The organism is Streptomyces sp. NPDC055103 (genome assembly GCF_053607625.1).
This window is the reverse complement of the sequence record NZ_JBSGTX010000080.1, coordinates 1-13,595: the sequence shown is the minus strand read 5'-3', so window position 1 is coordinate 13,595 and position 13,595 is coordinate 1. Positions and strand designations below refer to the sequence as shown.

Sequence of the window (13,595 nt, the reverse complement as noted above, 5' to 3'; positions counted from 1 at the left end):
GCGGCGCCCCGGGGGGTGCCGCTCCCCGGGGGTGCGCCCCGCCGCCCGGCGCGGGCCCCCCCCACGGCGGCGCGACCGCCCTCCCCTCGACCGAAAGCCCCATCCCTACGTGACCGACGACAACCCCGCCTACGAACTCGACGGCTTCGAGCCCGCCGCCCCCTGCCACCAGGACCTTCTCGAAGCCGTGGAGAGCTCGTCGTACAAGGTCCTCGGCGAGCACCGCACGTGGACCGACGCCTACTTCGTCCTGTACGACGAGGGCGCTCCCTGGGGCATTCCCGGAGAACCCCAACTCAGAGCGGTACACGTCGCCCGGGACCTGAAAGCCCGCACCTTCACGATCGACAGCACAGAGCTTCCGCTGATCGCGATGGCCGAATCGTGGCTGATCGCGCGAGGCTGCCCGGCCGCCGTGGTCGGCCCCGACCGCTACCAGCCGGCCGACGCCATCACACAAGCCCTGGAAACCCGCATCCGCCGCGACGGCGACCACTTCGCCCTGCTCGCCAGCTACACCGACGACGAGCGCGACGCCCCCGAGACCGCGGTGATGCTGCGCTCCCTCGACCCTCACGCCGGACCGGAGTTCAGGATCCTGCGGGAGTGCGTCGATATGAGCGCCGGCACGCACACCCTGCGCGAGGGCGGGTTCGCCACCTACGACCAGGCCATCCAGTGGTGGGAAGCCTGGAGGGACGGAGACGCCCCGCCGCTCAAGCCGCCCGCCCCCACCGTCCTGCGCACCGCGACGACGGCCGCGCCCGTCACCCCGGCACCGACAGCGGCCAGGCCACCAGGACGCTGACCTGGCCGACCTACGCCACTGGAGCCGCCCCTCCCGGACAGGTTCGGCCAGCATCAAAAGTGCGCAATATAGCGGCGAATCCCCGGTTTCCGAAACCGGGGATTCTCCGGACCCTTGCCTACTACAGCGGCCCTCTCGCAGGGCTGCATTTTCCCTGTTCCCCCTGGTCCGGAGCCTCCGCCGTGTGCTACTCGCCTGCTTCCATCGAAGCCACCGTCCTTCCGAGCCGCCCCCTCGCGTCTCATCCGCCCCGGGCGGCCAGCCGGACGGCCCCGTCCGGCGGAGGACGTCACGTCGCCCCAGCCGCAAGTGCCCCCGGCTCAGCCGACGCCGGGCACAACCGCCGCGACGACCGCGACCGCCCCTGACCTTCCCCGCCTTTCATCCCTTCTGGAGCACCTTCCGTGTCCGAGACCCCCGACTTCCTCGACGGCGAGATCGTCGCCGTGCTGGCCGGCCGCATCGAAACCCGATTCGGGACGCCGCTCGACGAACTGATCCGGTCCACGAACCAGGCGTCCGCCACGGCCGGACTCACCAGCGTCATCCACGCTTACGGCCTGCTCAGGCAGGCGCAGTCGGCGCTGGAGGAAGCTGAGGACGCGCTCGTCGCCGCCCTGGAGACGGCCACGGGCGAGGTTCTGGACGACCCGGTGATGAGCCTGGCCCACCAGGTGAACCGGGCTGTCGAAGAGCGGGACCTGTACGCCCAGTGGGTGAGTGCGCTGGTGGAGGTCCCGGCCGGACCACAGCGCGCGCGAACCAGTCCGGCGCCCCGGCTGACCACCACGCTCCCTGTGGCCGCCCCGGCTCGGCCCGCGCAGATCGGAATCGCACGATGAGCGTCGCTGACAAGAAGAGCAGCCGTGACGAGGCGCTGGAGTGGGCGTTCGGCGCTCCCCTCGCCGACCTCTACGCGCAGGTCGTTCGGTCGGGGGCGTCCCCCGCGCTCACCCGGGCCCTTGAGGTGCGGGCGATGCTCGCCCTGTCCGAGGAGCAGGTCGTCCGCGTCCGCGACCGCGTCCACGCGAGCATGGCCCCCGCCGGAAACCTGGACGAGCTCTCGGCGGAGACCCTGCAGACCGACGTGTACTGGCTCGACGCCGCGCTCGATGGCCGGCGCGGATACATCCGAACGCTGGACGCACTTCTGGCCGCGATGCCGCCGCCGACCACCCGCCTCACCCCCCTGACCAGCACTCTGCCTCCCGCGCAGCCCGGCTCCTCGGCACAGATCCGGCCGGCAGTACGGGGACCCTGAGTGCCCGATCCGTACGCCGCCTCCCGGGCGGCGGGGGACCGGATCGCAGCTCTCTACGGCCGGCCGGTCACCGAACTCGCGGTCGGCGCCGAACCGGGCACCATGCGGTACGCCCTGCTCAACGCCTTCGACGCCCTGCAGCACGCCGACCACGGCGTTGCCTTCTACGCCGAGCAGCTGCATCGCCTGACCGCCCCCGGGCGCACCTTCGAGGCCGCGGACGCCGGGCACATCGTCGACGCCGTCCGCCGCCTCGCTCACGCCGTCACCGCCCGAGACGCCCACGACCAGGTCCTCGGCGACGTCCTGCAGAGCCTCCACCGCGTACCCGAGCCAGCGCCGGCCACCCCACCAGCCGTCCCCGAGACCGCCGTCGACCTGCCGCCGGCCGTCGTCTCTCCTGCCGCACGCGCGCGGTAACCCGCTTCCCACCCCGTTCCTCTTCTTCCGCTGGAGTCCGTCGTGGCCGCTGCCCGAGCCCATTCCCCCGACCTGCGTCGCGTCGCCGAGACGCTGGAGATGATCGCGCCGCGCTGGAGCGTCTGGATGCTCATGACCCTCGCCTCCGAGCCGAAGGGCCTGCGCTACACCGAGATCCAGTCCCGCCTGCCCTGGCTCATCGCCAGTCAGATCACCCCGCGCGTGCGCGCCTTGTGCGAGACCGGGCTGCTGGAGCGCACCGAGGTGACCCACAGACACGTCACTTACGGCCTCACCGACCGCGGCCGTGCACTCCTTCCGACGCTGCACGCCCTGGCGGAGTACGGCGATCAGCACCTCGACAAGGAGCTCGTCGAGACGACGATCATCATGGAGGGCAAGCCGCAGGTGATGCAGCTGCCCGAGCGGATCCCGGCTGCCCAGAACGCCGAGGACGCCCTCGCCCTCATCTCCTACCGGCACGCCACCCCCCTGCTGTGGGCCCTCAAGGAACGCGGGCCGTCCAGCATCGTGTCCCTGCGCAAGACGCTGCTCCCCGGCTACAGCCCCAGTGCCGTGTACCCGCCCGTGCACCGGCTCATCGACGACCGCCTCGTCTCCGTCCGCCAGCCCGTCTGGCCCACCGGGGCCGAGGACGAGGGCATGGAGCTGCGTCTCACCGACGCTGCCCACGCCCTGGCCCCCGTCTACCGGGCCGCCTCCGTCTGGGCGAGCGGCCGGCCCCACAAGGACGCGGCCAGCCACCCGCTGTGGGGCGCCCCCCGCCTCCCGGCCGCCGCGCGGACGGGGCAGTGGGCCGCCCATCAGGCCCGGCAGAGCACGCGCCCTGCTCTGCCGGTCGCCCAGCCGCCCGCTCCTGCCCCGGCGAAGACCTGGCGGCCTGCCGACCTGTTCTCCTCCCCGACGACCGGCCCCTGCCGGTGACCCGGACACCCCGGCCGGCGCCCCGGCTCGGCGAAGCCACCGTCCGCTCCCTGCTCGGCGGGATGCCCGTCCGGGATCCCGCCAGCAGCCAGGCGGCTGCCCTCCTCAGCCGCCTCATCCGCGAAGAGGCAGACGTGCTCGACGGCATCGCCGAGCAACTCCACCAGCAGGCCGAGTACGCCATCGACCAGCTCAGCCGCGTCGCCGACGGCCGCGACCAGTACCGCCACCGTTCCACCGACGGCGTCCTGCAGCTCACCGGCCCGCAGATCGACATGCTCCTCGCCCGCCGCGGCGACGCCGTACGCCACCTGACCGGCCTGTGCACCGCCTTGAAGGCCCTTTTCCCGGCCACCGCCGCGCCCGCCCCGGCGGTGAGCCACGCCCCGGGCCGCCGCCTCAACGGCCGCTGAACCTACGTACCTTCCCCTGGAAACGCCCGATGCCCCGCACGCACTCCATGCCCCGGCCGCCCGCCGGCCGCCACGCCCGCATCCCGGTCTTCGGCCCCGTCCGCGGCGTCTACGTCCCGCGCACCGCGGATGCCGGCGCGTTCGCGATGAGCACCTACGGCATCCCTCTCCTGGTCCTCGCGGTCACCGACTCCGCCGCTCTGACGGGCCTGGCCTTCGTTCTCGAATGGCTTCCCCGCCTCTCGGCCTTCGCGCTCGCGGGCGCCGCAGTCGACAGGGTCGGCAGCACGCGGGTGCTGCGCACGGCGTCGGTGCTGCGTGCCGTGGTCGTCCTGGCCGCTGCCGGTGCCCTGCCCGCGATGGGCGACGGCCTGGGCGCCGTGGTCACCGTCATGGTGCTCGCCGCCGCGACGGGCGTCCTCAGCGAGTTCGCGTACATCGCGGCCGAGACCGCCGGCGGCGCCGCGAGCCGGGACGCGGGCGAACACGCCCACCGGGTGCAGGCCGTCCTGCTCGGCATCGACCAGTGCGCCACGCTCGCCGGCCCGGCCCTGGCCGGCGCCCTGCTGCAGTACGTCGGCGCGACCGGCATGCTCCTGACGATCGCCGCCTGCTCCCTGCTCGGCGCCGCGCTCGCCCCGCGCCAGCGCCCGATCTGGCCGCAGGAGGCTCCCGCCCCGGTCGTCCAGGGCATGAAAACCGGCTGGAGGACGCTGCGGTCGCTGCCCGCCCTGGGCTGGCTCTGTGTCGGCCTGCTCCTCTCCAACTGCGCGATCGGCCTGGTCCAGGCCGCCGGCCCCGTACTGGTCATCCAGCAGCTCGGCGGTACCAGCAGCCAGGTCGGACTGGTCTGGTCGGCCGCCGCCGTCGCCTCCCTGGCCATGGTCGCCCTCGCCCGCCTCGCCATCGACCGCGTCGGCCTGTGGCCGGTCGGCGCAGCCGCCGCCGCCCTCGCCTCCGCCACCTGCCTCGCCCTGGCCGCCGCCCACACCTACACCGTCTTCCTGGTCCTCGTGGCCCTCCTCATGGCCGGCGAGGCAGGCATGACCGTCGTCCTGCGCACCCTGCGCGCCCGCCTGGTCCCCGCCGAGGTCTTCGGCGCCACCCTCTCCCTGATCATCCTGCTGCTCCTGGCCCCCTTCCCGATCGCCGGAGCCCTGGTCGCTCTCACTCCGCCCGACCTGCTGGGCCACGTCATCACCGCCTGCGCCGTCCTGCAGGCCCTCGGACTCGCCGTCTCCTTCGCCAAGCTCCGCGGCCACCCCGCCACTCGCCGCCCCGCGACCGCGTGACCCCTACCCGTACAAGGAACCGCCCCGCCATGACTCAGCCGACCGACGACACCCGGCACGAGCGTCTGCACCTGCACGAGGTCGCCTTCCTCGACGACCGCTCCTTCGACCTCTATATAGAGGAGCGGTTCGACCAGCTGGTCACGGCCGCGATAGCCGACGCCGACGGCCGGCTCCGCCCCGAACAGCACACGGCCCTCCACGCCCCCGGACGCCTCCTTCAGCTGCACGACGCCCTCACCTTCGCCCAGGGTGACCTCCAGGTCGCCGCCGAGCGGATGACCTACCACGGCGACGCCCGCGCCGCCCGGACCACCCGCCTCCTGCGACGCGTCCGCACCGCCCTGCACGAGGTCACCCGGAAGACCACCGCCGTGCGGCGCGAGGAGGGACGACAGCGCGAAGCCGAGGCCACGCCACCCTCCACCGACGTCATCGTCATGGCCCGCAACTGGCTCGTGGACGCCCTTCCCGACCACTTCAACCGGCTGCTCACCAGGACATTCGCCGAGGCTGGATTTCCCCTCCGCCCCGCCGCTGCCGACGTCTTCGGCACGGTCGAGGAAGGATGGGACGACGGTCTTCTCCCCGAGCCGCGCACCCAGCAGGTGGACGAGCTGCTCGCCAAGGGCGCCGTCGCCTTCCGCGGCCTGGTCGCCGACGACGTCCGGGCCCAGAACGCCCGCACCACGGCACTGCGCCACCCGCTCCTCCAGCGGCGCTGGGCCCAGGCCCTGGACGAACTCGCCGAGCTGACCATCCCCGTGGCCCAGGCTTCCAGCTCCTCAGCCCTCGGCCCGCTGCCCGCCGACATCTACGACCTGCCGGAGACCGACGCGTACAAGGTCTTCAACTCGCGCCGCTTCCTCACCGCCGTCTGGCAGCGCCAAGCCGAACACAAGCACCTCCTCCGCCACTACGCCGCCACCGTCACCGAACGCCGCCGCTCCTCCCCGGAACACGACCTGCGCCGCTGGGCCGTCGAGACGGCCATCGACCAACTCGTCAACCAGCAGCCGGCCGCCGCCTCCCGTCTCGTCACCGGCCTGCTCCCGCACACCACCGGCGACGGCCTGATCGAACTGCCTCCCGGCGAACGCGCCAGCCTCAAACGCCGGCTCGTCGCCGAGGCCCGCGCCGCCGCCGTGCCGACGCGGACACCGGACCCGGCGCCGCCCCCGCCCGCGCCTGCCCCGCGTCCAGCCCCAGCCGCACCCGCCATGCGCTGATCACCCCCTCCTCACCCACCCGGAGCTACCCCTGCCTGCCCTCCAGCCCGTGGACGGCGACGTCTACGTCACCCCCCGATACCTGGCCGGCTCCTCCGGCCACGGCGACGCCGGCTTCGCGCCCGTCTCCCACTGGCCCCACCACCACCTCGACGACGGCCCCCACCAGCTCGTCGTCACCAGCCCGGACCACCGCATCCGGATCGGCTGGGCCGGAGACGACTACGACCTGTGGACCATCAGCGCCGCACCCGACGCGATGTCCTCACCGCAGTGGACGGCCACCGCCAACCAGAACACGCCCCCCGAACTGGTCGGCGCCCTGACCAACGCGCTCGCGCACGACTGGGCGGAAGACAGCGACCGCTTCCTCCACGCCGCCGGCCTCCGGTCCGACGCCGTCGCGCCGCTGATCGCGGCCGGCTGGGCACTCAGCGGCCCCGACCGCGGACGGCTGCACGTCACGGCCCCTGACGGGCAGGCTGGGGCGAGCATCGACATCGTCAACCGGCACCCCGACGAGGCGATCACGCTGTGGGCCGGACCCCCTGGGTGGGGCACACGCGCCGGGATCTCTTTCAGCTCCCGGACGCCCTCCCACTTGATCGCCGCCACCGCGAAGGCGTTCACCGACCCGGCACCTCTGCCCCGCTGGCGAGACACCCTTCATCCGCGCCTGGCCGCCCACGCCACCCTCACTCCGGTCGAACCGCCCCAGGCACCGGTCCCGACGCCGCGCGACATCCGATCCCGGATCGCTGTCCGCCGCCCGGTTCCCACCGGCAGCGTCCCGCGCTGGAGCACGGCCACCCCCTCGGCGCTTCTGCCCGCCCGTCCCGCTGCACGTCGCTGACCACGAGGAGCCCCGCGCTTGCCCCTCTACGCCGAGCAGTTCTTCGACGACCACCTCACCCTCCCGTATTCGGAGGCAGCCGTTGTCGGAAACACCTACTACGCCAGACCCGCCCCCGACCTTCCTCTTCGACTGCGGATCAGCTTCACCGACACCCGAATGCGCCAGCGCTACGACGGCCTGCGCCTCGAAGTCGTGCACCTGGAAAGCGGGTTGATCGACGCTCAGTGGCTCAGCTTCGCCGACCACGGTGCCTTCGCCGCCCGCGACAAACGACTGGGCACCACTCCCGGGGAAGGGAGCTACGGCACCTTCACCGACTGGCGCCACACCGACACGCCACCCTGGCAGGGCATCGGCACCGCCGGCCTCCGCAAGGCGATCGGTTGTTACGTCCAGCTCTGGTTCCCCGGCGCTCCGCCGGTTCGATCGGGACCGAAACCCTCTGCGGCCCTGCCCAGCCGGACCGCCATCCCAGCCGCTCGCAGCCGGTAACCCCGCCTCGTCGCTCCCCTCACCACCGACACCCACTCCGACAGGACTTCACCATCTCCATGCGTCTTCGCTCCGCCCGATCTGTACACCTGGCCGTCGCGGTCGCCGCCTGCACGGCAGGCACTGTCCTGGTCACCCCGGCCCTCGCGGCGCCTTCGGCCGGCGAGATCCTCGGCCCGGGCTACACCATCCCGGACTCCGAAGGGAACGCCGGCTCCAGCCACATCGGTGCCTACGGCCCGCCGGGACCGGCCGTTCACGGCGACGCCGAGACCTACTGCGCCGACCCCGAGCGCAAGGGCCCCGCCGACGCTGGCGGCTACGGCGCCCCGCGGCCGGTGACGTCCTGGACGTCGTCGGTGACTGGCAAGGTCGTGCCGAAGGAGCGTCTCGCCCAGGCGGCGTACGTAATCGGGTGGTACGGTCAGACCCGCGACAACGCGCAGGCGGCGGCGGTCGACGCCGTCGTGTACGAGTACCTGGCCGGCGGCACGTACGCCCTCGACGGCGCCCGCGGCAAGCAGCGCCTCGCCTACCCCGTCGTCTCGCCGACCGCCCGCACCCTCGCCCAGGGCTACATCGCCGAGGCCAAGCGGCTCGCCGGCCCCTACACCCTCACGATCACCCCGTCGGTGAAGACCACCACCGCCGGGACGAAGGTCACGGTCGACGTGAAGGTCGCCACGAGCGCGGGCGCCCCCGTGCCGAAGGTGACCGTCGCGCTGGCCGAGTCCGGCTCCGGCACCGCCTCCGGGAAGGTCACCACGAGCGCGAGCGGCACCGCCCGGTGGGAGTTCACCGCGAAGACCGCGGGCACCGCCAGCGTCACCGCGAAGGCCGACGGCCTGCCCGCCACCGATCTGCAGGTCCTCACCCCGAAGAACCCCGCCGCCCAGCGGATGCTCCTCGCCGGCGGCACCACGAGCGTCAAGGACTCGGCCGCCGTCACCGTGGACGAGGCGACCGGCGGCGTCACCATCCGCAAGAAGGACCCCGAGGGCAGCCGCCTGGTCGGCGCCGCCTTCGAGCTCCTGGACAAGGACGGGAAGAAGGTCGCCGCGGGCAAGACCGACGCGCAGGGCATCCTCGCCTTCGACCAGCTCCGGGCCGGCGCCTACCGCCTGCGCGAAACGTCCTCCGGCAGCCCCGTCCACGACCTCGTGCCCGAGCAGACCATCACCATCACCGCCGGACGCACCGCCCAGGCCAACCCGATCGACCTGGTCGACCCGTTCAAGAAGGCCGACCTGTCGGTGAAGAAGATCGACAAGAACACCGGCCGGGCGCTCGCGGGCGCGGTCATCGCCATCCGGGCCGACGAGACGGACAAGACCGGCAAGCACATCCCCGGCAAGGTCGTCACCACGCTCACCACCGGCACGAACGGCACTGCCGAGGCCGACCTGGACGTCACCCTCAAGGCCGGCACCCGCTACTGGGCCGCCGAGACCAAGGCCCCCGACGGCTACCAGCTCGACACCACCCCCGTCGCCTTCACCGCGAAGCCCAACGCTGACGTCGCGGTCACCCTCGCCGACCAGCCCGTCCCGACCACCCCGCCGCCGAGCCCGAGCACCACGCCCCCGGCTCCGCCGACCACGCCGCCGACCCCGCCCACGACACCCCCGGTTGCGCCGACCCCGCCCCCGGCACCGCCGTCCGGCTCCCTCGCCCACACCGGCGCGGACACCACACCGTGGCTGATCGCCGGCGCGACCGCTCTGCTTGCCGGCGGCTCGGGCCTCTACCTGTTCAGCCGCCGCCGACGCACGAGCGACACGGCCAGCTGACCGGGAGCCTTGGGTCCCGCTCCACCGGTCCCGAACCCGACAACCCGCAGTGTGTAGACGGACAGGCAGCACGCCCTCGTCCTAGCCGCCACCCGACGGCACGCGGCCACTTCTCCTTCGGACGAGCCCGCCTCCCGCACGCCCCGCCCCGGCACCCGTCCCAACGCCGGCTACCCGTTCTCGCTGACCTCCGCCCTCAAGGCGTTCCGCCCACCACCTGACCGAGGAGAACTCCTTCTTCATGCGTGCCCCCCGCCGTACCGCGGCCACCGTCGCCGCGACCACCCTGGCAACCAGCTCTCTGATCTGGGCCCCGACCGCCTTCGCCAACGCCCCCGAGATCCCGCCGGGCGCCGTCGAGATCACCAAGAAGGACCCGGACGGCACCCTGCTCGCCGCCGCCGCGTTCGCCCTGCTCGACACCCTCAACGGCACCAAGGCCCTGACCGGCAAGACGAACGCCGACGGCATCCTGCTCTTCGAGGGCGTCCACCCCGGCACCTACCGCCTCAAGGAGACCTCGACCGGCAGCCCCCTCCACGACCTGGCCCCCGACCAGGACGTCATCGTCACCCCCGAGCACACCGCGAAGCTCACGATCATCGACACCTTCAAGCCCGCCGAGCTGCTCGTGAAGAAGACCGACAAGAAGACCGGCAAGCCCCTGGCCGGCGCCGTCATCAACATCACCCCCGCCACCGGCACCGGCAAGACGATCACGCTAACCACCGGCAAGGACGGCACCGCCACCACCCCGCTCCCCGTCTCCTCCCGCAACGGCACCGCCTACACCGGCACCGAGACCAAGGCCCCCACCGGCTACGAACTCGACACCACCCCCGTCAAGATCACCGCCAAGCCCGCCGCGAAGACCACCGCCACCTTCACCAACACCAAGAAGAACAAGCCCACCCCACCGCCCACCACGCCCCCCACGACTCCGCCCCCGACGACCACACCGCCCACCACGCCCCCGACGACCCCGACGACCCCGCCGGTCACCCCGCCCACCACACCGGCGACGACCCCGCCGGTCACCCCGACCCCGAGCCGGTCCACCTCCACGGCGCCGGTGCCCCCGACCGACACCCCGCCCTCCAAGGACTCCCTCGCGCACACCGGCGCCGACTCCAACGCGTGGCTCCTCGCGGCCGGCGGCCTGCTGATCGCGGCCGGCGGCGGGGCGCTGATCGCGGCACGACGGAAGAAGACGCAGGACGAGGCGGAGACTCCGACCACCGGCTGATCAGAGGGACCTGCCAGGAGCCGAGGCGCGAGCACTCGGCACAGGCAGCACCTCTCAGCCCGAAGGCCCCGGGAACCACCATGGTTCCCGGGGCCTTCGCCATGTCTGCGGAGACCGTTACCGCTCCGCTACAGCGTCAGACGCGCATGACGGCCACCGACGCGAGGGCGCCGGCCGCCCATGCGAGGAGCAGGCCCTGCTCCCTGCTGAGGCCGTTCGCGTCGGCCCACCGCTTCGCGAGGGAACGCACGATCATTCCGGTCACCGCCGCTGCCGTGTTCCTGGGCATGGACAAGTCCTTTCGAGAGGGGAGAGCAGCGCCCGAGTTGGCGCCACGCACCCACAGAAGCAGCGCCAACCTGCTGGTGGCAACGGGGGGCGGCCCGTTTGCAAGTTAGACCGGCCTGGAGTGGGAGTACTCGGCTCGCGCGGCGTGCCGCAGCGCCCCTACGCTGCCCGGCATGGCAGTCGAACCCCGTCTCCTACAGCGCGCCGACCTTCTGCGCGCCGCCGTGTCCGCCGGCTTCAGCACCATGACCGCGAGGAAGCTGGAGAGCTTCCGCAGCAACGGCCTGATGCCCCATCCCACCCGAACCGGCAACGACGGACGCCGCCCGGTCTGGAGCTACCCGACGGACAGTGACCGTCAGCTGGTCCAGCTCCTGCGCTGGCGCGAGCGCACACGGGACGTGAACCTGCTGCGCGTCGTGCTGTGGGTCGAGGGCTTCTCTTTTGACCTCGACGCCGTCCGTACCTCCGCGACCATCGTGGTAGACGACCTGTCGCATGAGCTGGAGCAGCTCCTTCACGCCGAGGCATCCCGCCAGGGCCTCGACCCGGTCGACGACCAGGACACGGTCGTGGGCGCCCTCGCCGCGACAATGGCCGCGATGCGAGGCAAGAACGCGCTGCCCCGCCCGATCCGTGTCCCGGCCGACGACCGGGCAACGGCTGTCGCGCACATGTTCCAGATCTTCGCCCTGGGCACGCGGCCCGAGGTGACGGAAGACGAGGCGGGAACGATCGAGAAGGTCCTTGGCGTCTCGCCGGGCAGACGGCAGCGGGTGGAAGGCGCCGAGCCGTGGCTGACCGGTCCGGCGAGCCTCCTCGTCGGCGCTGCCGACTTCGTGTCCCTGCCGCGAATGAGCGAGGCGCTCGCCGAAGCCACCGACCCAGAGTGGGAAGAAGCCCGCTCGGTGGCCACGGCCCTCTTCCTCCAGCTCCCCGTTGTCGCCCGGGCTATCGCCACCCACACCGGCAAGGAGAACCCCGCAGGGCTCGGGGTGCTCGCCGGTTTCGACAGCGAACCCCTCTTCGCCGTCCTCCTGCTCGCCTTCGCTCTGGGAGCACGCAGGGCCGATTGGTCCGGCAACGTCGAGGAACTGACCGACTCGCTTGCGCCATGGCCCGACCTCATCGGCGAGATGAAGCCGGTGCTCGACATGCAGCAGCACGAACTCGACCACAACCTCGCCGGCCACGGACCCGAGACGCGTGCCCGCACCGAGAGGATCATCCAGGCCCTTATGGACGGCGCGCTGGATCCAGGCCCCAGACCTGACTGCTAGCTAGGCGTGGATCGGGGGCAAGTCGTAGCGGCTGACGGCCAGGTACGTTTCCGGGGTCGCCGCTTCGAGGAGCCCTTCGTCACTCGCCAGGTCGAGCTCCGGCTCCTCGGGACGGCGCAGCAGGTCGCGCCAGTCGCTCGTCTCTCCACGCTCATAGGCTTCCCGGAGCAGGGAACGCAGCCGGGGGCGGGCCTCCTCCTGCTGCTCGTGGAAAATCCGCCGCTGCTTGAGCCGCTGCTCTTCCTGAGCCTCTTCGCTGCCCCGCTCGTCGACGACCAGCTGGTCCTCGGCCCGCAGCCCCGGGGTGCGCCGGGCGATGGCGAGATCTTCCTCGTGGAGGCGCGCGCAGACGGCGAACAGCTTCCGGGACATGCCGAGATGTACCTCGGTGCCGGGGATGCGGCAGGTGAGGAAGTCGTCCATTCCCCAGGAGCGGATCTGGGAACGCGTGAGGTCCGGATTGAGATGAAGTGCCGCTCCGCGGAGGTCGGCCCGCATGGCGCGGGTGCGGTCGTCGTCCTCCAGCGGTGTGGTCAGTCCGTGGCGTCGATGGCGCGAAGCGCGGTCGGCCGGCACCGGGACGGTGCGCAACTGCGAGGCGGGAGCGGAGCGCAGTGCCTGGTAGACGAGCATCTGGGCGCGGGCCGCGCCGATGAGCGCGTCGTCGTTGTCGCCGAGGTGGTCTTCGAGGTTGCCCTCGCCCGTGGCTTCCTTGCCGTCGGGGTCGGATCCGGCCGGGGGGAGGGGCGGCTGGCCGGGGTGCAGGGCGTGGTCGATGGTCAGGAAGAGGTCGTCCCCGGGCCGCACGGCGGCTCCGACCAGGACGCTGCGGTGCGCGTACGAGCCGAGGACCTCGCTCCCAGACTCCAGCTGCGCCCACCCGCCGCGCAGGGTGCCGACGTCGCAGATGCCGCCCTTGGCCTCGATCAGCCAGTACACCTTCTCCGCCTCGTGTCGTCCCCACAGGTCCGGCAGCTTTTTCTTGGGGTCCTTGAAGGTGGCGCTCAGGGCGGGGATGGGGCCGCCGAGTTCGAGGTGCTCGGTCTGCCCCAGCCCCAGCAGCGAGCGGCAGGCCCACTCGGCCATCGTCATGCCCAGCCGGTAGGCGGCAGCGCTCTTCGCGGTGCGCTCGGTGCCGTACGCGTAGACCGGGTTCAGCGTCAGGCGCCGGCCTCTAGCGCCAACGCCGTTCAGTTAAGGGTGGGGGTTGTTCGTCAAGGCCGGTGAACGAGGCAGCGGAGCTGCTGTAGAAGAGGGTTGTCCTCCAAGACATCC

Annotated in this window: 15 protein-coding genes; 13 read left to right on the top strand and 2 right to left on the bottom strand. The window is 72.4% G+C overall.

All coding sequences use genetic code 11. The annotated features are described in order from the left end of the window. The first annotated feature begins 109 nt into the window (after positions 1 to 109). The 12 genes from ACWFR1_RS34525 (at position 110) to ACWFR1_RS34470 (ending at position 10,752) form a co-directional block, all read left to right on the top strand. Positions 110 to 808: a hypothetical protein gene (locus tag ACWFR1_RS34525; RefSeq protein ID WP_391094532.1), complete on the top strand. Its 699-nt coding sequence runs from the start codon at positions 110 to 112 to the stop codon at positions 806 to 808. A gap of 404 nt (positions 809 to 1,212) precedes the next feature. Beyond that, positions 1,213 to 1,650, top strand: a complete 438-nt coding sequence (locus ACWFR1_RS34520) for a hypothetical protein (RefSeq protein ID WP_453558360.1) — start codon at positions 1,213 to 1,215, stop codon at positions 1,648 to 1,650. Further along, the gene (locus ACWFR1_RS34515; protein WP_453558357.1) at positions 1,647 to 2,069 is read left to right on the top strand and encodes a hypothetical protein; all 423 of its coding nucleotides are present in this window, start codon (positions 1,647 to 1,649) and stop codon (positions 2,067 to 2,069) included. Before ACWFR1_RS34520 ends, ACWFR1_RS34515 begins: the two co-directional genes overlap by 4 nt. Beyond that, positions 2,070 to 2,489, top strand: a complete 420-nt coding sequence (locus tag ACWFR1_RS34510) for a hypothetical protein (protein ID WP_453558354.1) — start codon at positions 2,070 to 2,072, stop codon at positions 2,487 to 2,489. Positions 2,490 to 2,531: 42 nt separating this feature from the next. Then, entirely contained in the window at positions 2,532 to 3,434 is a 903-nt protein-coding gene (locus tag ACWFR1_RS34505) for a winged helix-turn-helix transcriptional regulator (RefSeq protein WP_453558352.1), read from the top strand. Continuing rightward, the gene (locus ACWFR1_RS34500; protein ID WP_453558349.1) at positions 3,431 to 3,847 is read left to right on the top strand and encodes a hypothetical protein; all 417 of its coding nucleotides are present in this window, start codon (positions 3,431 to 3,433) and stop codon (positions 3,845 to 3,847) included. Before ACWFR1_RS34505 ends, ACWFR1_RS34500 begins: the two co-directional genes overlap by 4 nt. 29 nt (positions 3,848 to 3,876) lie before the next feature. Next, complete coding sequence (locus ACWFR1_RS34495; protein WP_397997214.1) at positions 3,877 to 5,139, top strand: MFS transporter; 1,263 nt, start codon at positions 3,877 to 3,879, stop codon at positions 5,137 to 5,139. Positions 5,140 to 5,168: 29 nt separating this feature from the next. Next, complete coding sequence (locus ACWFR1_RS34490) at positions 5,169 to 6,368, top strand: hypothetical protein (protein ID WP_453558346.1); 1,200 nt, start codon at positions 5,169 to 5,171, stop codon at positions 6,366 to 6,368. Positions 6,369 to 6,417: 49 nt separating this feature from the next. Continuing rightward, positions 6,418 to 7,221, top strand: coding sequence for a DUF317 domain-containing protein (locus tag ACWFR1_RS34485; protein ID WP_453558343.1), 804 nt, complete (start codon positions 6,418 to 6,420; stop codon positions 7,219 to 7,221). Between the two features lie 18 nt (positions 7,222 to 7,239). Next, positions 7,240 to 7,716, top strand: coding sequence for a hypothetical protein (locus ACWFR1_RS34480; protein ID WP_453558341.1), 477 nt, complete (start codon positions 7,240 to 7,242; stop codon positions 7,714 to 7,716). Positions 7,717 to 7,775: 59 nt separating this feature from the next. Then, on the top strand, positions 7,776 to 9,506 hold the full coding sequence (locus tag ACWFR1_RS34475) for a SpaA isopeptide-forming pilin-related protein (RefSeq protein WP_453558338.1): 1,731 nt from the start codon (positions 7,776 to 7,778) through the stop codon (positions 9,504 to 9,506). 241 nt (positions 9,507 to 9,747) lie between these two features. Beyond that, positions 9,748 to 10,752 (top strand): MSCRAMM family protein, encoded by a 1,005-nt coding sequence (locus ACWFR1_RS34470; RefSeq protein ID WP_453558335.1) that lies wholly within the window; start codon positions 9,748 to 9,750, stop codon positions 10,750 to 10,752. 136 nt (positions 10,753 to 10,888) lie between these two features. Here the strand turns inward: ACWFR1_RS34470 and ACWFR1_RS34465 are convergent, their stop codons facing one another. Continuing rightward, on the bottom strand, positions 10,889 to 11,041 hold the full coding sequence (locus tag ACWFR1_RS34465; RefSeq protein WP_158983325.1) for a hypothetical protein: 153 nt from the start codon (positions 11,039 to 11,041) through the stop codon (positions 10,889 to 10,891). A gap of 172 nt (positions 11,042 to 11,213) precedes the next feature. On the opposite strand from ACWFR1_RS34465, the gene ACWFR1_RS34460 reads away from it, so the two are divergent. After that, the gene (locus tag ACWFR1_RS34460; protein WP_453558332.1) at positions 11,214 to 12,320 is read left to right on the top strand and encodes a hypothetical protein; all 1,107 of its coding nucleotides are present in this window, start codon (positions 11,214 to 11,216) and stop codon (positions 12,318 to 12,320) included. On the opposite strand, the gene ACWFR1_RS34455 is transcribed toward ACWFR1_RS34460, so the two are convergent. Next, on the bottom strand, positions 12,321 to 13,412 hold the full coding sequence (locus ACWFR1_RS34455; protein WP_453558329.1) for a gamma-glutamyltransferase: 1,092 nt from the start codon (positions 13,410 to 13,412) through the stop codon (positions 12,321 to 12,323). Between the last annotated feature and the right edge of the window lie 183 nt (positions 13,413 to 13,595).